This window comes from Chryseobacterium piscicola, assembly GCF_900156685.1.
In the GTDB taxonomy this organism is placed as follows: Bacteria; Bacteroidota; Bacteroidia; order Flavobacteriales; family Weeksellaceae; genus Chryseobacterium; species Chryseobacterium piscicola.
This window is the reverse complement of sequence record NZ_FTOJ01000004.1, coordinates 1-20,938: the sequence shown is the minus strand read 5'-3', so window position 1 is coordinate 20,938 and position 20,938 is coordinate 1. Positions and strand designations below refer to the sequence as shown.

Here is a 20,938-nt window from a genome sequence, read left to right as displayed (position 1 = left end):
TTTTTGATTAAAAGATTAAAAGATTGAAAGATTTAAAAATCACTTTCGCTCTTATCATCTCAGAGTTAATTAATGTTTTAATTTTTTAATAATTAAATCTTTTAATTTACTCCTCCAATCTTACGTCTAATCCAAGACCTTGTAACTCGTGAAGTAATACGTTGAAAGATTCCGGAATACCTGGTTCAGGCATTGCTTCTCCTTTCGCAATCGCTTCATAAGTTTTTGCTCTACCAATCACGTCATCCGACTTCACAGTCAAGATTTCTCTCAAGATATTGGATGCTCCAAATGCTTCAAGAGCCCAAACCTCCATCTCTCCGAATCTCTGACCACCAAACTGAGCTTTACCTCCTAACGGCTGCTGAGTAATCAATGAATAAGGTCCGATAGAACGTGCGTGCATTTTGTCATCTACCATGTGCCCAAGTTTCAACATATAGATAATACCTACCGTTGCAGCTTGTGTAAATCTTTCTCCGGTACCACCATCGTAAAGGTGAGTATGTCCGAATTTAGGAACTCCAGCTTTCTCAGTATACTCTGTAATCTGATCAAGAGTAGCTCCATCAAAAATTGGCGTAGCAAACTTTAAACCTAATTTTTGACCAGCCCATCCTAGAACTGTCTCATAAATCTGTCCGATGTTCATACGAGAAGGTACCCCAAGTGGATTCAAAACGATATCAACCGGAGTTCCGTCTTCCAAGAATGGCATATCTTCCTGACGTACGATTCTCGAAACGATACCTTTGTTACCGTGACGACCTGCCATCTTATCACCAACGTTTAGTTTACGTTTTTTAGCGATATATACTTTAGCCAACTTCATGATCCCTGCAGGAAGCTCATCTCCGATAGAAATTGCAAATTTCTCACGGTTTTTAACCCCTTGGATATCATTGAATTTGATTTTGTAGTTGTGAATCAATTGTTTGATCAATTCATTCTTATCGTTATCAACCGTCCAATCTGAACCACTTACATTTACATAATCTTCAACTGAAGTTAATAATTTGTGAGTGAATTTCACACCTTTACCGATAATTTCTTCATCAAGATCGTTGGTAACTCCCTGAGAAGTTTTACCACTCACCAATGTGTTTAATTTTTCAATTAAAGTATTTCTTAACTCTTCAAACTTAGCTTTATAAGTATTTTCAATCTCTTCCAGCTTTAGTTTTTCTTCAGTTCTTTTCTTTTTGTCTTTGATGTTTCTTGAGAATAATTTTTTGTTGATAACAACACCTCTTAATGAAGAATCTGCTTTCAATGAAGCATCTTTCACATCACCTGCTTTATCACCAAAAATCGCTCTAAGAAGTTTTTCTTCAGGAGTAGGATCAGATTCACCTTTAGGAGTAATCTTACCAATCATGATATCACCAGGCTTCACTTCAGCACCGATTCTGATCATCCCGTTCTCATCAAGATCTTTTGTAGCTTCTTCAGATACGTTTGGAATATCTGCTGTCAGTTCTTCCATACCCAATTTGGTATCACGAACTTCAAGAGAATACTCATCTACGTGAATAGAAGTAAACCAGTCTTCACGTACCACTTTTTCGTTGATTACGATAGCATCCTCAAAGTTATATCCTTTCCAAGGCATGAAGGCTACGACTAAATTTCTACCTAAAGCCAATTCTCCGTCTTCGGTTGCATAACCGTCGCAAAGAACCTGACCTTTTTGTACTACCTCACCTACTCTTACGTTTGGTCTTAATGTAATAGTAGTACTTTGGTTGGTTTTTCTAAATTTAGTTAGTTTATATGTTTTAGTAGCAGACTCGAATTGTACTAAATCTTCGTCTTCACTTCTGTCATATTTAATTATAATTTTATCAGCATCTACATACTCTACAGTACCTGTACCTTCAGCATTGATCAAAATTCTAGAATCTCTTGCAACCTGCTGCTCAAGACCTGTACCCACGATTGGAGCTTGTGGCTTCAATAAAGGAACTGCTTGACGCATCATGTTTGATCCCATCAATGCACGGTTGGCATCATCATGTTCCAAGAAAGGAATTAATGAAGCTGAAATACCAGAAATCTGGTTTGGTGCAACGTCGATCAAATTAACTTGAGAAGGCTCTACTACAGGATAATCGCCGTCTAGACGCGCAATAATTCTGTCTGTTAAGAATGCTCCGTTATCATCTAGCTCAACGTTTGCCTGAGCGATTACTTTGTCTTCTTCGTCTTCAGCATTTAAGTAAATAGGAGCGTCATTAAGTGCCACTTTTCCGCTATCTACTTTTCTGTAAGGTGTTTCTATGAAACCTAATCTGTTGATTTTAGCATAAATACCTAAAGAAGAAATCAAACCAATGTTTGGTCCCTCAGGAGTTTCGATTGGACAGATACGGCCATAGTGAGTATGGTGAACGTCACGAACCTCGAAACCTGCTCTTTCTCTTGATAAACCACCAGGTCCTAGGGCAGAAAGTCTACGCTTGTGCGTGATTTCTGATAGAGGGTTGGTTTGGTCCATAAACTGAGAAAGCTGGTTGGTACCAAAGAATGAGTTGATTACTGATGTTAAAGTTTTAGCATTAACAAGATCAAGTGGAGTAAATATCTCGTTATCTCTAACGTTCATTCTCTCTTTGATTGTTCTTGCAATTCTAGAAAGACCTACACCGAACTGTCCTGCCAATTGCTCACCTACAGTTTTAATTCTTCTGTTTGATAAGTGGTCAATATCATCAACCTCAGCTTTAGAGTTTACCAATTCAATTAAGTGTCTTACAATCGCGATGATATCTTCTTTTGTAAGAACCTCAGTAGTAGTAGGGATATTAAGACCTAATTTTTTGTTTAGTCTGTAACGTCCTACTTCACCAAGAGAATATCTTTGCTCAGAGAAGAATAATTTTTCTATAATTCCTCTTGCAGTTTCCTCATCTGGTGGATCTGCATTTCTTAGCTGACGATAAATATATTCTACCGCTTCTTTTTCTGAGTTGGTAGGATCTTTTTGTAATGTATTTTGGATGATAGAAAATTCGTTTGCATTTTCTTTGTGAATCAAAATAGATTTCACACCAGCTTCCAAAATAAGATCTAAATGTTCTTTTTCAAGAATCGTTTCTCTGTCTAAGATGATTTCGTTTCTTTCGATAGAAACCACCTCTCCTGTGTCTTCGTCTACGAAATCTTCGAACCAAGTGTTCAAAACTCTCGCTGCTAAAGTTCTACCTTCTACTTTTTTAAGAGCTGCTTTAGAAACTTTCACTTCTTCTGCAAGGTCAAAGATTTGAAGAATGTCTTTATCAGATTCGAAACCGATTGCTCTTAATAGTGTAGTTAAAGGTAATTTTTTCTTACGATCGATATACGCGTACATTACGCTGTTGATATCGGTAGTAAATTCCATCCAAGATCCTTTGAAAGGGATAATTCTTGAATAATATAATTTTGTTCCGTTAGCGTGGTATGTCTGTCCGAAGAATACACCAGGTGAACGGTGAAGCTGCGTAACGATAACTCTTTCTGCACCATTAATGATGAAAGAACCACTCGGAGTCATATAAGGAACCGGACCTAAATACACATCTTGTACAACAGTCTGGAAATCCTCATGTTCCGGATCCGTACAGTATAATTTAAGTCTTGCTTTTAGAGGAACTGAATACGTCAATCCTCTTTCCACACATTCGTTAATTGAATAACGTGGTGAGTCTACTAGATAATCAATAAATTCTAAAACGAATTGATTTCTAGAGTCTGTAATAGGAAAATTCTCCTGGAAAGTCTTATACAAACCTTCGTCTGTTCTGTCTTCAGGAAGTGTATCTAGCTGAAAAAATTCTGAAAACGACTCGATTTGGATGTCCAAAAAATCTGGCGTTACGATTTTTCCTTTCGCTGTAGAGAAATTAATTCTCTTCTCCTGAGTTGTAGCTGTTGTTTTACTCATAAAACTTTTAAGAAAGGGGGTTAAAAAATATTTTGTTTAAAAAAATATCAGAGAGCAAAGAAAACAAATAGAGTGAGATAAGGGCAAAAGTGCTTTAATACGCACGAAGAACCTATAACTAATATATTGATTTCTAAATCTTTCTAACTGCAACACTGGTATATCTTTTCACAGCGTAATGCAAAATATTTTTTCTGCGAGAAGAAAATCATTTATTTATGGTAGAAAAACAACAAAACCCTTTTAACCAAATAAAAGAGTAAAACATTGATTTTCAATAGATAATATAATAATTGACTTCAAACAGGACTGCAAAATTACGATAAAATTTCTATTAAACAAAAAAAACCATCCCAAAAATAAATTTCGGGATGGTTTACAATTAGGTATAAAACTTTATTCCGGTTTCCAGAAGCTCCATTTGCTTCCGTTAAATACAGCCAGACGCTTATAGAAAGTAGGCGATACACCTGCCACATAAACCATCATGCCCGGTGAAGGACTTAGAATATCTTGTACATCTGCAACAGTTGGTAATACCATCGCTTTGGTGGTACTGTTTAAAACCAGTGCCCCTTCAGGAAATGTACCTGGGATAGGGTCTGGTACCGTGCCAATGATTGCTCTGGCTTCCGCAGCTTCTGTTATTCCTGTTGGTTGATTGGCCAACGCTGTGGTTACATTAGCATTTTGACCACTCAAGTCTACCCAAACAGTTTCGTTATAATACTTCATTCTTGCTGCTGTTGCGGTAGTGGCATCTAAAATAATGGAACCTCCTACCAACGCATTTCCCGTAGGTAAGGTTCTAACATAGGGAACTATAATACCCTTGTTTTGATTTGCAGCAAAATCCAGAAGAACCGATGTTTTATTAGCTGCAGTACCCACTGCATCACCTAGAATGACCTGCGCATTTGCAAAAGAAAAACTTGCTATCAATAGGGTGAATATTACTTTTTTCATTTTATTTAAATTTTAAATTATAAAACTCCGGATCGGTTTATATAAAGATGTGTATATCAGCCGACCGGTTTTGCGTTTAGATTAAGGACAGGTTGGTGTATTGAAACAGCTCCATGCAGTCCCGTTAAATAATTTTAAACATTTCAAATCGGTATCGTAAACCATCATCCCACTTTGACCGGTAAGTGCATTGATCTCTGCGGTAGTCATTCTGGTAATCACAAAACCTTTCGTATTGGATTCTAATGCTGTGAAAGCAGATTTTCTTACCATAGGCCAGTTATTGGGTTGAGGTGCTGCACCCGCTCTTCTCAATAACGTGATTCCGTGTTTGGTATCTGCGCCTGCCGTGGTGGTATTGGGATCATTGTAACAAATACAAGCATTTACTGCTGCATTGGTAGAAGAACCAGCTCCTTGGCCAATGTCTGCTGTAGTAGGTCCCGGTACATCTGTGTTATCTGCAAAACCAGCTAAATTTGAAGGGTTAGTAACAGAATGTAAGTTATTCCCTGCATTGTTTACCAATTGTGGCACCCCTAAAGCAGATGCAGATTGGCTTACAATATTAGGTTGTGTATTGGTTGTTATCCCATCATAAATAACTTTTATCTTTCCTCTATTAGCATAGTTCGCGTCTGCAATTGGCAAATTCAAAGACCAAACCTGCTCTATCGAAACATTTTCTGAACCTTCTACAGCATCCGGGCAAGTATCACCATCACTATCGGTGTCTAAATGATTAGGTATTCCATCATTGTCTGTATCTATTTCTATTGGTAGCGCACATAAAGATGAGAATCTAACTCTTTGGTCGTTATTTAAACCACCCGTAGAAGCGGTAAATCCAAAATAGACTTTATTTGCTCCACCAAAAAAGTTAGTTACAACGTTTCCAGTATAAGTACCAGCAGCTGTGCCATTTACAGAGTACGATAATGTTTGTGAAGAAGCATCCCAATTAACAAGCACTGGTTGCCAAATTCCATTTTCTAAATCTGGCAAACTTATCGCAGTAGTTATTGCAGATTGATCAGAAGAACGCCAGATTTGACCATGATCTGGACCAGAAGGAGAACCTGGGTCAAAAGCATTTGTATATGTATCTAATTCTAAAACAATACCGTTTTGTATACCTCTAGCACCGATTCCATCACCATTTGCACCTGTAGCATTAATGCCAGCTGGATCGTTATGAAATACTATAGCTATACCATCTGCTCCAACATCATTATTCCCTAAGAATGCATCAAAAGAAATACGGAAATTTTTCGTGAAATCAACTTTACCATAAGACCACATTTGCCCACCTTGGTTATTTACAGCAGAGGTAAGTTGAACTTCTGAGGCGCTGATTTGTGAAGCGTTTCCATTTAATTCAAATATTTGATTTATTGGTTTATCTAACCCTTGTTCAACACAGTCCAAAATTCCATCGTTATCATCATCTAGGTCTAAAGTATCAATAACTCCATCACCATCAGCATCGGGACACCCTGCGGTGGACTCAGTTATTGTTACAGGACCTGTAGCTGGGTTATTACAATTGTTTGTGTTATCTCTATAAGAAGCATAATAAGTTCCTGCTCCTACAGCACTAGGATTACCAACCAATGTTGTTAAAGCAGCATTGGTATACCATTGTAAAGTAGTATTAGCAGTAGATACATTAGTATTTGTAACTAAAGAATTTAAGTTAAAGCTTGTCCCTGGACAAAAAGTGGCTGTTGTACTAGATAAAACAGGTAATGCATTAAAAGTTAAAACAGGATTATCATAACTCCTTGTAGTAGTAGCTGGTGTATTTAGATTGTAAATAAAATAACGAATTTGATATGTTCTTCCAGGTAACATATCAAAATTCGTCGTAGCAGTGCCTGTTACAGTTGCCGCATTATTAATAGTTACACCTTGAAAGATTGTGGTTGAAGCACTGGCTGTTACATCAAAAACCTGTATAGCCCATTGCGCATTACCACGACCTGAAGCCAATCCACCGATATTTTTCATACGAGCAGCTTGTAATCTTACGCTATTATAATTAGCAGGCACCGTAATTGTGGTAAACATATAATCATTATTGGTTACAGCTGCAGCAAAATTAGCCGAACCTAAATTTTGCATCTGAAAAACAGAAGAACTACCTGTACTTCCGCTTTCTGTAACATTATTTAACGTAATTCCTGGTCCTCCCGTCATTGCAGATGCAGTAACGCCAGTTATTCCATTTTGAGCTGTGGCATTAGGAGTATTGGTTGGTGTATCACCAAAAAAACCAAAATAATCAACACTACATTGCGCTTGATATTGACTTAATCCTAATATGAAGCAAGCCAAAAATGTAAGCTTCAGGATAAATGAGTAAGTTTTTGTTATTTTTTTATTTTTCATTAATTTAATTTGTCAGTTTTTATTATTCTGTATGTCATCTAAAAAATTTGGATTTGTCGTTATCTAGCGCTTCAACAAAAGAACCATAAAAAAAATCGTTATAATTACCAAAATAGCATAATTTTCTAGGGTTTTTATTATATGTTTTTAATTTGAAAGTTTTTTCCCTCGCAATAGAAGGGGTACGATTATATTACAAACTGAATTGTAAAATTGTAATGGCTTTAGACAATTACGAGATAAAACATTGAAAAGCTATGCAACGTATGGTGGCCCCCGAAGTGAAGAACTTCTGAATTTGCCAAATTGCAAATAAGAAAGTGAGGTATAGAATTTTTGCTTTTGTAATTGGCTTTCAATCTTAAGAATTGTTTGATCATAAGTTGAAGCAAGAGCATGATTTTGTACTATATTAGAAGAAACTAGAATAGCCGTTTTGGTTTTACCTGAACTTACTGTAATCCCAGAATCACCACTGGAAGAAACCAAAAAGTTATTTTTTGCCTCTTCCTGAATCCTTTGTACTAACAGCGCTAATTTTTTATCGGCTTTATTTTCAGATAACGTTTTGTTAGTTTGTTCTAAAAAAGAAGTTTTTGAAAACTCTGTTGGTTGGGATTTTCTTTTTTCAACAACAATTTTTACTTTGTAGATTTTATCTAAACCGACTATTGTTGTTCCAGCCGAAATAAAAATCGTTTTATTGTCTTTTTCCTGAATATCTGGAGACTCTTGGGAAATATCATCTGAAGAAATAATGTTGGTTAGATTTTCATCAAATTGCTTCTCTGAGTTTTCTGCTAAAACATGTGCAGATTGATATATAGTATCTGTTACAATGGTGTTTTCTACATTATTTGGGTAAGAATACAATTCTATAGAAACCTTCGTACTGATGAGCGCTAAACTTTCTTTCTTAAGATTAATTTTTGTAGCCGCTCCAAACAATTGAATATGTAAAAAAAAAGAAATGATGAGCACGCCAAAAAAACGCATTTTATTTTGCGCTTTACTATGAGCTGTTTTAAAATTTCTGAAAAATAACATTTTTATTAAAAGCGAAAATTTTACAAACCTTATCAATGGTTTATACCTGAAAAAAAAATAATGGTGGCAAAATTAAGTATTTTTTTATGATATTATGTTAAGTTTATTAATAAATTACATTTTGGATTCATTAAGTCTACTTCTTAAAAACAAAAAAGCCGAATCAAAATTGATTCGGCTTTTCTCTTGTTTTTGTTACGGTTTCCAATAACTCCATTTACTGCCATTGAAAACGGCTAATCTTTTTGCGCCTGCCTTGTTGATGTAAACCATCATACCCGGACTCGGACTTGGCACATCATTCGTGTCTGCCACCGTAGGCAAAACCATCGCTTTGGTAATGCTTTCCAATATTAAAACACCATCTGCACTACTTGTATCTGAACCTATTATTGCCTTAGAAATACTTTCAGTTACTCCAGCAGGTTGTTGTGCTAATACAGTGGTAAGGTTTGCGTTTTGACCACTTAAATCAACCCATCCTTTTGTAGTTCCTGCATAATATTTCACTCTGGATGCTGTTGCTGTACTCGCATCTAGTAAAATAGTTCCTGCCGTGAGTGATGTACCAGAAGGCAACGTTCTTACGTATGGTAATATGATACCTTTGTTTTGACCTGCTGCAAATTCTAAAAGAACTGAGGTTTTAACACTCGCTGTTCCTACAGCATCTCCTATGATTACCTGCGCATTACACAGAGCAACAGCTCCTAGAAATATACTTATGATTAATCTTTTCATTTTTAAAGTATTTTTATAAATTAAAATTGAGAAGGAAAGTATTTCTTTTTGGAAATACCCTCCCCTTCAATCTGTTTTTATTTATGGACACGCCGGAGTATTAAAACAACTCCATACTGTTCCGTCAAAAATTTTCAAACATTCAGCTACGGTGTCATACACCATCATTCCTTCTTGTGGATTGGTAATAGCCGATAAACCTAAAGTCGTCACTCTAGAAACAACAAATCCTTTGGTATTAGATTCTAAAACAGTGTGTGCCGATTTTCTTATCATTGGCCATCCACCATTGTTTGACCCTGCACGTTGTAACAAAGTAATACCATGTTTTGTATCTACTCCTGTTCCCGTAGTATTTGGGTTATTGTAACATACAGCTGCTGTATCAGTATCCGTTGCTGTATTATTTGTAGAGTCTGAATCTGTAGAATTTGCTGGTGAGGTAACCGTAGCTACATTCACTAAGTCTCCTGAATACGAAATAGGAATTGCAATAGTAATGGTATATGTAATGGTTCCTCCAACAGGTACATTAACAACATCATTTAACGCTCCTGTTTGTGCAGAAGTAATACTTGTAGTTGCACCACCTGTTACCACAGGAACTGAGTAACTCACATTTCCTGCAGGAATACCTGCTGGAACCGGATCTGAAACCGTTGCTCCCAACACACCAAAAGGACCATTATTACTTACTACCACAGTATAGGTGTTTGTGGTTCCTGATGAATAATTGATTTTACCATCAGTTTTGGTAATTGCTAAATCTGCACTGAATACAATAGGCGCAGTAACGCAATGCGCACCGTCATTTCCTGAACTTGCAGGTGCATTGGAGATTAAAACTCTTTGCCCAGTCGTAAGATTGAACTGATAGAAACCACCTCCATTTTCCGCACCATAAATTTCACCAGTACTTGAGGCAAACATCGCCCCAAAAAGTGCAGAGCCTGGAGTTATTCCAATTGGAGTTACAACAGAAGTAGCTGGATTAATAGACACTAATTGACCGGTTGTAACATTTACGCCATACAACAACCCAGTTGTTATATTAAAAGCAATATCTGGAACATATATTGAGGTATTTAATGTTATTAACGTTGCTGTTAATGTATTGAGATTGATTTTATAGAGTTGTGGATTTTCATTGTTTACTTTTACATAATAATTCCCTAAGTTATCAATCTCTCCTGCATTATAAGTAACACCTGTAGGAAGATTGGTTACAGGACCTAGATTAATTGAACTACCATCTGTATTGATTACAACAACATTATTTGAATTAGAAACCTGCATTCCGTACAAACGTCCATCTAAAGGATTAATTGCTATTGCGTTGTAGTTCACAGAAGATGTACCTACCGAAGGATAAGTAAATGGGTTAGATGTAGTGTCTACATCATAAAGAGTATCTACCTGAGAAAGATACATTCTAGAGTCACAACCAAATGCATTCGCACATTGGGCATTCTTAATACTAGAATTAGCAGAAGTACCCACGCCTTGTCCGGTAGTATTGCTATAGCCACTTATCAATGGTGATAATTGTGGTAAACCTTGCGCATTTACACACGCTCCATTTTCACATAGATTTTGGTTAGAAGCGGTGGAACCTGTACCCACTACAACCGTACCTCCAGAACTTACCAATTCACTTAATGAAATATTAGCAGAACCCTCTATTGCATCCAAGCAACCGTCATTATCTGAATCTAAATCTAGATAATCCGATATTGTATCTCCATCGGTGTCTTTCACAACACAGCCTGATAAGAAATAGTATTCTGGTGAACCATTACTTCTATCATAAAAATCGAAATCAATTCTTGAAACCTCGAAAGGTAATTTGAAATCAATATAAATATTAGCGTTGAACGAGTTACCAGTTCCTCCAATATTGGTATTAGATTCAACTAATACACTCATGCTAGATTGTGCACTTGCTAATACATCCGCGCCTTGATAAGTTATATAAGGTAATATATTGGGTACTAAAACACCATTTTTATCATAAACTAAAACTCTTACTTTTTCAAGATTATCTAAATCAGAAATTCTGAAAGCATAATTTGTTAAAGTTTTTGAATAGTCTATTTTTAATTTAGAAGGGTAACCAGAAGGATTAAAACCATTGTAACCTCCAAAACTAATTGGCGCCACTGAGCCCAACACTTCTGTATAGGTGGCTGTAGTTCCACCATAGATTTCTGAAGCGGTAGGATTAGGATTTACACCTATTGAAATAGGAGACAGACAAGTTTGTTCATCTGTATCTAAAATCCCATCATTATCATCATCTATATCCACCAAATCTCCTACACCATCACCATCGGAATCCATTTGTGGTATTGGAGTAACTGATGAGGTATTATTCGTTAGATTAGGATCATTCCCTGTTGTTGAAATAACAGCAGTATTGGTATAATTTCCAGTATTTTTAAAGGTCGCAACGATTGTTAATGTTTCTGTAGCGCCATTCGCTAAAGTACCAATAGTCCAAACTCCACCTGTATACGTACCAACACTTGGTGTAGCACTTACAAACATATACCCAGTTGGCAGAGCATCATTTACGGTAACCGATGGGGCATCACTTGGACCCGCATTGTTCGCAGTTAAAGTAAAAGTAACATTGCTGCCAAAAATTGGGAACGGATTGTTTACTGTTTTCGTAATTACTACATCAGATTTTACTAAACCAAACTTAGTACTACAATCACCATCTGAGAAATTTTTGATTCCCACTGCTGTAGTTACAGGAGTTGAAGATTGAACCCAACTGTTTGCAATTGGTGAGGCTAACTTCACGATGTATTTTTTGTCTAATACATAGCGTATTTTAACATTATCAAAATCTACTCTTTCCGTGTTAGTAAATCCAGCATTATCAGATTCTAAAAAACGGATTGTAGTTGTTGCAGAAATAAGCGCGGTAGGAATAGCAAAAGTTTGACTGCCGGTAGCCGCTGGAAGACCACTGTATCTAGCTAAGGTAACCCAAGGACCTAAAGGCGAAGATGCAACCTGAACATCCACCCAATCATTAGGAGTAGTATTGAAAGCAGATTTATCAAAATCAAAAGTAAGCTCCGCTTGACCTGCACCTAATAAATTTGCGGTACGAGATGCACCAATTTGAGTGATTAACCCATTCCCCTGTATTCTCAATTTATTTCCAATTACCTGAATATTTCCAAGACCAAAACCAGTTGCTTCACCGATTTCTAACCAAGGAGCTACCCATGTTGTAGTACCATTGCTTCCTGTAGCACTACCGTTCGTGTTAAACTGATCTAAATAAGTACTGTTTGGCAAATTAAACTGGAATGTACCAGCATTTGCACCACTAGTAGTTGATTGAGTTTGAAGTACCGGCTCAAGTGTATCTATTACTCCGTTACTGTTTAAATCATCATATAATTGAACAGAAATTGCCGACACCCCTGCTTCCCCAGCATTTGGAGTTCCGTTGCCATTTACATCATTATATACAGTACCCGAAATCACATTAGCATCTACAACAATAGCACATGGGATATTGATAAATACGGTAGCAAGATCACAAATACTGCTGTCAGCACCTTGTCCACAAATATTATAAGTAAAAGAATCCTGACCTGTAAACCCAGCATTTGGTGTATAAGTATAGGTTCCACTAGGATTTTTTACAATGGTACCATTAGTTGGTTGTGTAATAACAACACTATTGGCAGGATTTAATACCACTAAGAAACCCGTATCATTACCCGCTACGTTTATCGTAATTGGTGTATTCTGAGGGGTAATTACTTTATCATCTGCTGCAAAAACAATTTTGGCAAAACATTTTGGTTCCATGGTATAACCTACATCAAGCGCAGGTGAACCTCCTGGAGTAGTAGTTTCTGAAGATTGTCCCCAAACCATAGCCATAGGAACATCATTACAATTATACACAGCCATACCCGAATTGTCATTACTTGAACCCGGATTTTTAATTTGTCTAGATTCTAAAGCATTCACTGTGAAACTGACATCATAATAACCACCACATGGACTTTGATTAGGTCCTGCAGTAACATTACCATCATACTTTACATAAACTGTTGTCGTTGTTTTTGGCGTTACCCAAACCGGGTTATAATTTGCACTTCCATCAGAACTACCTGGTGCCCAAGCAACCAAAGCTGCTGAAGACAATCTTTTTTCGGGGATCATATTAAATGCCCAATCATATGTAGTACCAGCATTATCTGCATCCATGATAACTACTGCGGTATAAGATTCACCACCAGCACTTGTAAACTTAGTTCCTGTTGCTACATTTAAATTAAAAGTTACTCTACCATTGTTTGCAGGCACAGTGAAAGAACCTGATAACGGTGTTCCTGATGCCCTAGACCAATTGATTGTAATGGCGCTACCGGTTGGATTTACAAAATACGCAAGAGCCGGTGCTGCCGCATTTGTAGAATAAACTGGCGAGTAATAGGTAGTCCCATAAAACTGACTCGGAAGCACAGGAATATTACGGGTGCCATAAGTATCAATTCCTCCAAATACAAGATCAATACCTACAGGATTGTTTGCACTAACTCTGGCTCCCGCTTTTATATCGGTTGCATTATCCACATCGTCGGCTGGTGGTGATGTAGCTATAAAAATTCCTGGCGTAGAACCTACACCGTTATAGAACCATACTTCACCTTCATTTAGTGTTGGTGAGGTCACATCAAAATCACCATCAGCATCATAATCCAGTTCAACTACCGTTCCGTTATCTTTTGCACGTACAAAAAGACCTGTATATCTAAATGCTGTAGTCGGGCCATCTATAACATTCTCACCAAATGGCAATACGAAGAAATTACCAAATCGCGTAATGTCTGATACATTGGTCTTCACCGATTGAACATTAAATAACGGAGTAATAGGAGGACCAGCAACAGTACCTGCATCACCATTTACTTTAGAAACAGAAATATTTGCCGTTGAAAATATTTTGTCCTTACCATCAAATGCAAGAGTTGTCGTTGGTCTACTCCAAGGAAAAGTATTATCTAATGTGATGAATCCACCAGCAGGAATAACATCTGTTGGGAATCCTGGTGCAACACCATTTGAGATAATACCATCACCCCAAATTTGAGTTGAACCCTGAGCAGGATTTTTAATATCTGCTTCATATCCATCTTCCCACTGATCATAAATTAAATTTGTACCAGGATAAGGCACAGAAATACTCACAATACTTCGCACATTAGCAGTAAGTAAATTAGCACTTGCTGCACTTAAAAGACTTTGTTTAAGTTGTGCATCATTTTCAGGAAATGGCAAATAGTATGTTTTTTCTTTATTTGCTAAGAAACAAGGATCATCAGGAACCTCCAGAACATTGATAGTCACTGTAGCAATTTTACAGGTTACCGTTGGTCCGTTAGAACATACTTGGTATTTTATGGTCTCCGTTCCAAGAAATGCACCAAACGATACATAAGTCATTTGTCCATTAGCTCCTAGAGTCACAAATCCTCCAACAGGTTGTTGTGTAATTGTAACCATAGATGGATTGATATTACACAAATCATTAGCCAGAACATTAAATGTAATGGGCTGTCCTTGGTTGGTAATATAAGCATCATCATTCACAAAAAAACTGCCTGAATCCGCTTGATGAGTTGCAGAAACATTAAAACACCCAGAAGCGGTTGCCGTAATTGTAGAAATTCCAGACCAAGAAGCAGTGTACGTTACAAGACCTGTGCTTGTATTAATTGTATTTCCTGCAGCTAAACTGGCAGGATCTAAAGCATAAACAATACCCGTAGAATTTGCAGAAGTTGCAACATAAGAAACAGTACCCGCACCAGCACAACGCTGAGATGTAGCACCTAATGTAAAAACAGGAACACCTGCACTGGCTGTATTCGTTATAGTATGAGTAGCCGTTTTAGGACCAGCACATCCTACTGCTGTTACAGTTACTGTACTCGTTCCACTCCAAGCTGCAGCGTATGTCACCGCGCCAGTAGATGCATTAATCGTATTTCCTGCTGCTAAACTGGCAGCATCTAAAGCATAAGTTAAGTTCGTTGTATTCGTAGAAGATGCGGTATAATTTACGGTACCTGCAGCTTGACAACGCGTAGAAGTTGCACCCAGTGCAAAAACCGGGGTACCAATATCGGTACAAGTAATAATTACCTGCCCTGCAGCACCATTACCTCCACTACCACTACCACAAAGAGCAATACATAAACTTCTCGCTCCACCACCCGCACCTCCAGGAGAGGCTCCATTACTTCCATTTCCAGAACCACTGGTTTGACCGTTACCACCATTTCCACCACCTGTAGGAGCTGCTGCTCCAGTTGCCGTATTTACTGCACTGGTACCGTTTGCAGCAGTTCCTGCAGAGGCACCTCCACCTCCACCATTATTGCTAGCGGCATTTGATCCGTTTCCTCCATTGAATTTTGTGCTACCTATTCCGGCAGCTGCACTACCGCCAGACGCACCATTGGTATTATTTCCACCAACAGAGTTTCCTCCTTTAGCTAATACAACGGCGTTTGCAACGACCGCGCTTGTAGAAACCCAAGAATCACCACCTGCAGAAGCACTATTACTTCCATTTCCAACGTTTATAGTTAGAACCTGACCCGGTGTTACAGCAATGGTTTGCAAGGAATAAGCTCCCCCGCCTCCACCACCACCACCGGCAGTGCCAAGACCAATTAATCCTGTACGATCGCCTCCGCGACCACCACCACCCCATACTTGGGTTGTAATGCTTGTTACACCTGGCGGTACAACAAATGTTTGCGTACCAGAAGTAGTATAACTACCTATAACGGTTTGCGCGAATGTAAAGACACTGCTCAAAACTAAAGTCGCTACTAAAACGGCTCGCAATTTTGAGGTTGAAGTGTAATTTACACTGCGCTCATTACGACTTGGGTAAACACTGTATTTCTCAGTATTGATGGAACCCCAAATCATTGACATTGCATTGTGCAATAACTGAATAGATTTTTCTATCATGTGAATAAAATTAAATTATTATTAGAATGTAGGTAAGGGAGTTCTTAAACAGAATTCACCCAAATTTCGCAGTCAATAACGGATGAATATTAATTACCCATCAAACACTTAATAAACACAACAATTCAATATTTTAAATAAAATATCAATCATTATAGTAAGCATTTCAGAAAAAAATAAAGAAATTAATAAAAAAGAAATCTTTTTTATTACATAGAATCGACTGCTGAATTAAGCCATTAGGAGTTCTTCGGCGGTGCTCGCAATGAAGCACAGGTATACCTTCTAAAAAGAAAATAAGAATGAGAGGTATAGAATTTTTGTTTTTTTAATTGGCTTTCAATTTTGACAATCGTTTTATCATAAACTGAAGCAAGCGCGTATTTCTGTAACACATTATAGGATATTACAACAGCAGTTTGCGTTTTACCTAATCTCTGTGAAATACCAGAATCACTGGAAGGAGAACTTGAAAAATTATAATCTGGCTTTTCCTGAATTTTATTCCTTAAATGCGCCAGTTTTACTTTGGCTTTTTTCTCAGATAGCGCTACGTTCGTCTGTTCTGAAAAAGAAACTTTTGAAACCTCTTTCGATTGAGGTTTTCTTGTTTCAGCTTCAATCTTCACCTCATAGACTTGATCCAAACCCACTACTGTAGTTCCTGCAGAAATAAAAATAATTTTATGGTCTTCTTCCTGAATATTTGAAGACTCTTTGGAAACAGTTTTTGTAGAAATAATATTGGCAGGATCTTCATGAAATTGCTTTCCGGAGTTTTCTGCTAAAACATTTGAAGATTGATATATACTATCTGATACAATTGTATTTTCTACATTATCCGGATAAGAACGCACCTCTTCTGCTCCCTTACAATTGATAGCTAAACCTACTTCTTTATGATTAATTTTTGTAACCGCTCCATACAAATGAATGTGTAAAAAAAGAGAAATGATGAGCACGCCAAAAAAACGCATTTTATTTTGCGTTTTAACTTGAATTGTCATAAATTTCTAAAAAATAACATATTTATTAAAAGCGAAAATTTTACAAACTTTATCAATAATTATTTATGTTAAACAATTAACTTCAGCAAAAGTAAGTATTTTATTCTAACATTATGTTAATTTATATTAATAATTTAAAATTCGTGTTATGAAATTTTTTTCTCTAAATCTATAAAAAGAAAAAAAAATTTTCATTTGGTATAAATATTTATTTTTTAGCTGGAATGTATACCTAAATTTCGGGATGAGATAATATCATGAATCATAAGGCAAAAACTACAACTTATGACATTGTCCGCAAACAGCTTGCTATGTACAACGGTAAAGCAGGTTAATTTTGAAAACCTTAAATTATTTTTTTTCATACCAAAGAGAAAACTACCGGTTTTTTTTGCTCTTTTTTTTAGCAGCGGTGGATAATAACCACGCTCACAAAACCAACACCCTCAGAATAAACCATTGGAAGGCTTCCTTTTTCAATTTATATATTAAATTAAATATTAATTAACAGACCAATAACAATACGGTAACATGAAGAATTTAGCTTTGGAGCATCAAAAATCTAATCCTCAAATTCTACCAAATGAAACATTATTTTCTGTTACTATGTTGCTTATTCACAAGCTTGTGCTTTGGGCAAACCATAGTTCCTTACTTGCAGAATCCTACTCCCAACTCTATAATTATCAATTGGAAAACATCCTCCGATAACGAAACCACAGTATATTACGGAACCTCGCCTACCCAACTCAATGTTACCGTTACCGGAACTACCAATATCTTCACGGATACGGGATACAGCAACAACTATTATTATCACACCGCAAAAATTACCAATCTTCAACCCAACACAAAGTATTACTACAAAACCAAAACTGGCACAAGCGAATCTTCTGTTTACAATTTCCGAACACTTCCTTTGCCAGGACAAGCTGTAACAGCAGATGGAAAAATCAGATTTCTCATTATGGGAGATAATCAATTGAAGAATGAACCGAGATATGACTCGCTCAACCTTCATGCGTACAAAAAAATCAAAGAAAGATTTGGCGCAAGCAATGATCCTTCAGACAATATTGCCCTTACTTTTATGGTTGGCGACCAAGTAGACGTGGGAACGCTTGATCATTACGAAAATGTTCACTTTAAGAAAAATCAGAAACTATCGCCTTACCTTCCTATACAAACTACGGTAGGAAATCACGAAACATACGGAACATTAGGAATGAGCTCTTATTATGCCCATTTCTTCATTGATGAACTAAGCTACAAAAACATCAGCTCAGGAAATGAGAATTACTACGCTCAACAAGCTGGAAATGTTTTGTTTGTAAGTTTAAGCTCTGAACACACAGGATCTGCGCAGCAAACATGGCTACAACAGATTATGAATGCTGCCGCTGCAGATAATACTGTACAATGGATCATTTCTTTAAGCCACAGACCTTATCAGGCAGAGCAATATGTGGGAGACATTTCTACATGGGTGCGAAATACCGCTGTACCAATGTTGACTGCCTCAGACAAATACATCATGCACATTGGTGCGCACCACCATTTGTACCACAGAGGTCAGCTCAAAAATTCTCCTAATTACCAAATTATCTCTGGCGGAACTGCATGGGATCAATATTGGGGAATGTCTAATGAGCAGGATTTTGACGATGTACAGAAAACCTTAACAGATTGGACGTATCAAATCATTGAAGTAGACGTCAACACAGGCAAAATGGATATCGAAAGCTATTCAATCGGGGGTATTTATAATAAGAAAAACAGCGTGACTGTTGATAGTTTTCACAGGTATAAAAATTTAGCAAAACCTACAAAACCAGCCGTAACCAATGTATTCACAACTCCCGTTACCTTACCTTTAACTATAAACGGAAGTAACTTTACCACGACCACTACAGAACTCCTCAACACAACACAGTTTCTCATCAGTAAAACAGCAGACTTCTCTGTTATTGATAAAGAATTTTACCGAGACTACGAAAACTGGTTTGGTAAAGACGGTACAGGAAATCCTGATGTAACGAAAAACCTTAACGCTGGTGTAGATATTACCAAAGCAACCATCGCTGCCAACACTATTACCAACGGCGTTTATTACGTAAAACTAAGATACAGAGACCGAAATCTTGAGTGGAGCGAATGGAGTGATGTAAAATCTTTCCAAGTTATAGGAAGTGTAGTCTCTAACCCTCAATTGGTTTTAAACAAAACAGAATATCTTCAAAATGAAGAGATCCTGGCAACCTATACAGACGGCCCAGGAAATCAGCAGGATTGGGTAGGAATTTATAAAAAAGGGCAAAATCCCACCACAACAACATCTCAGCAATACAAGTAACTCAACGGACAGACTTCAGGTACAGCCAATTTCAATACCGGATTGGCAACCAAGGGACAATATTTCGCAGGTTTCTTTGCCAATAACGGATACACAGAAATCGCAGGAAGAAAAAGTTTCTATGTAGGCCCAAAAGTACTTCTTCAGCCGACAGCAGATTCTTATCCTGTAGGGGGAACGGTAGTCATCAATTACACCAACGGACCGAACCTAACCAACGACTGGATCGGAATTTACAAAATGGGCCAAGTACCCGGAACTGCTAACCCTTCCGCAACATGGAGCTATGTAACCACCGCTGCAGGAACCAAAAACTTTACAGGATTGCCAAAAGGATATTATTACGCAACCTATCTTCTAGAAGACGGCTACACACAAATCGGAGAGAAAGCATTCTTCAAGGTAGGTGATATTGTTACCGATCTATGGATCAACAAACCAGTGTATACTCTAGGAGAAAACATTACCGCTTCATGGACAGACTCTCCGGGCATCATCAAAGACTGGCTGGGAATTTATCCTCAAAGCGTGCAAACTCCGAATGACCAGTTTACTTCTTACACGTATTTCGACGGTATAACACAAGGCAACAAAACCATCACCGGAAACGTAAATGGTGTGCCAAGCACCACCGGAAACTACTACATGGTAATGTTTACCAATGATTCTTATGCGGAAGTTTCTAATAGAGTTTCTTTTGAAGTGGTGGGTGCAACTTTGGGCACCAATGAAGCCAACAGCAAGACCGAGAAAAACGTGATTCTCTATCCGAATCCTGCAAAACCAGGCCAACCAACCTTTATAAAGAGTGATTATCCTATTGAGAAAATCCAGCTGTTATCGGCTGCAGGCCAGCTTTTGTATGAAACCAAAAACGTGAATGATCAAAAATTCTCTTTAGTGAACGAAAACTTACCTAAAGGAGTTTATTTTGTGAAAGTACATACCCGAAAGTTATTTACTTTAAAACTGATTATAGAATAAATTTCGCATCTATAGTAAATTTAAAACCCAATTTGTATAATCTGCAGATTGGGGTTTTTTGATTTTTTATTTCATCAAAATGAACTTCCCTAAAATCTGAGTTCCCTCGCTGCGCAAAGTCCAAACTATTAATCCTCGCTGCGCAAAGTCTCCTGACTTTGAGCAAACTATTAATCTTTATCATAATTACTATTATTTCCAAAACTCATTTGTTTTGGTAACATCAATGATTGGATTATCTGCTAATTCAATTGTAATGAGCTCTGATCTCTTATGATGTAACCTTCTTTCATTTTATGTTTTTTTCAAATTTATAAATTTTTATGTTTGAATATATAAAAAGCACAGACCTGGAATCTGTGCTTTATATTTCTTGCACAAAGTCGGGAGACTTTGCGCAGCGGGTTACATTTTGAATGTAGTATAAAGCCTTTTTTTGCATTTTTGCAAGAATACCATTATCGCAAAACTACTTTAAGCAAAGTTTTAATTTTCCTATTA

The 20,938-nt window shown here is 37.2% G+C and carries 9 protein-coding genes; 2 read left to right on the top strand and 7 right to left on the bottom strand.

Going from position 1 to position 20,938, the window contains the following annotated elements; translation table 11 throughout:
• Positions 1-106: 106 nt before the first annotated feature.
• The 7 genes from rpoB to BW939_RS07530 form a co-directional block, all read right to left on the bottom strand.
• On the bottom strand, positions 107-3,925 hold the full coding sequence (gene rpoB / locus BW939_RS07560; protein ID WP_076451434.1) for a DNA-directed RNA polymerase subunit beta: 3,819 nt from the start codon (positions 3,923-3,925) through the stop codon (positions 107-109).
• 396 nt (positions 3,926-4,321) lie between these two features.
• Complete coding sequence (locus BW939_RS07555; protein WP_076451433.1) at positions 4,322-4,891, bottom strand: hypothetical protein; 570 nt, start codon at positions 4,889-4,891, stop codon at positions 4,322-4,324.
• 81 nt (positions 4,892-4,972) lie between these two features.
• The gene (locus tag BW939_RS07550) at positions 4,973-7,282 is read right to left on the bottom strand and encodes an L-type lectin-domain containing protein (protein ID WP_076451432.1); all 2,310 of its coding nucleotides are present in this window, start codon (positions 7,280-7,282) and stop codon (positions 4,973-4,975) included.
• A gap of 255 nt (positions 7,283-7,537) precedes the next feature.
• Positions 7,538-8,329 (bottom strand): hypothetical protein, encoded by a 792-nt coding sequence (locus BW939_RS07545; protein WP_076451431.1) that lies wholly within the window; start codon positions 8,327-8,329, stop codon positions 7,538-7,540.
• A 195-nt stretch (positions 8,330-8,524) separates the two neighbouring features.
• Complete coding sequence (locus tag BW939_RS07540; protein WP_076451429.1) at positions 8,525-9,070, bottom strand: hypothetical protein; 546 nt, start codon at positions 9,068-9,070, stop codon at positions 8,525-8,527.
• An 81-nt stretch (positions 9,071-9,151) separates the two neighbouring features.
• Complete coding sequence (locus BW939_RS07535; RefSeq protein WP_084566622.1) at positions 9,152-16,093, bottom strand: DUF6923 family protein; 6,942 nt, start codon at positions 16,091-16,093, stop codon at positions 9,152-9,154.
• A gap of 239 nt (positions 16,094-16,332) precedes the next feature.
• On the bottom strand, positions 16,333-17,100 hold the full coding sequence (locus BW939_RS07530; protein WP_076451425.1) for a hypothetical protein: 768 nt from the start codon (positions 17,098-17,100) through the stop codon (positions 16,333-16,335).
• A 583-nt stretch (positions 17,101-17,683) separates the two neighbouring features.
• Here BW939_RS07530 and BW939_RS16025 point away from each other — a divergent pair.
• A complete protein-coding gene (locus BW939_RS16025) occupies positions 17,684-19,453 on the top strand; it encodes a purple acid phosphatase family protein (RefSeq protein WP_228417155.1) in 1,770 nt (589 codons plus the stop codon).
• A gap of 42 nt (positions 19,454-19,495) precedes the next feature.
• Positions 19,496-20,437 (top strand): T9SS type A sorting domain-containing protein, encoded by a 942-nt coding sequence (locus BW939_RS16020; protein WP_228417153.1) that lies wholly within the window; start codon positions 19,496-19,498, stop codon positions 20,435-20,437.
• Positions 20,438-20,938 lie beyond the last annotated feature (501 nt).

What these genes read in the sequence shown, in the direction of transcription:
- rpoB (WP_076451434.1), bottom strand. Translation starts at nt 3,925, where the DNA reads ATGAGTAAAACAACAGCTACAACTCAGGAGAAGAGAATTAATTTCTCT.
- BW939_RS07555 (WP_076451433.1), bottom strand. Translation starts at nt 4,891, where the DNA reads ATGAAAAAAGTAATATTCACCCTATTGATAGCAAGTTTTTCTTTTGCA.
- BW939_RS07550 (WP_076451432.1), bottom strand. Translation starts at nt 7,282, where the DNA reads ATGAAAAATAAAAAAATAACAAAAACTTACTCATTTATCCTGAAGCTT.
- BW939_RS07545 (WP_076451431.1), bottom strand. Translation starts at nt 8,329, where the DNA reads ATGTTATTTTTCAGAAATTTTAAAACAGCTCATAGTAAAGCGCAAAAT.
- BW939_RS07540 (WP_076451429.1), bottom strand. Translation starts at nt 9,070, where the DNA reads ATGAAAAGATTAATCATAAGTATATTTCTAGGAGCTGTTGCTCTGTGT.
- BW939_RS07535 (WP_084566622.1), bottom strand. Translation starts at nt 16,093, where the DNA reads ATGATAGAAAAATCTATTCAGTTATTGCACAATGCAATGTCAATGATT.
- BW939_RS07530 (WP_076451425.1), bottom strand. Translation starts at nt 17,100, where the DNA reads ATGACAATTCAAGTTAAAACGCAAAATAAAATGCGTTTTTTTGGCGTG.
- BW939_RS16025 (WP_228417155.1), top strand. Translation starts at nt 17,684, where the DNA reads ATGAAACATTATTTTCTGTTACTATGTTGCTTATTCACAAGCTTGTGC.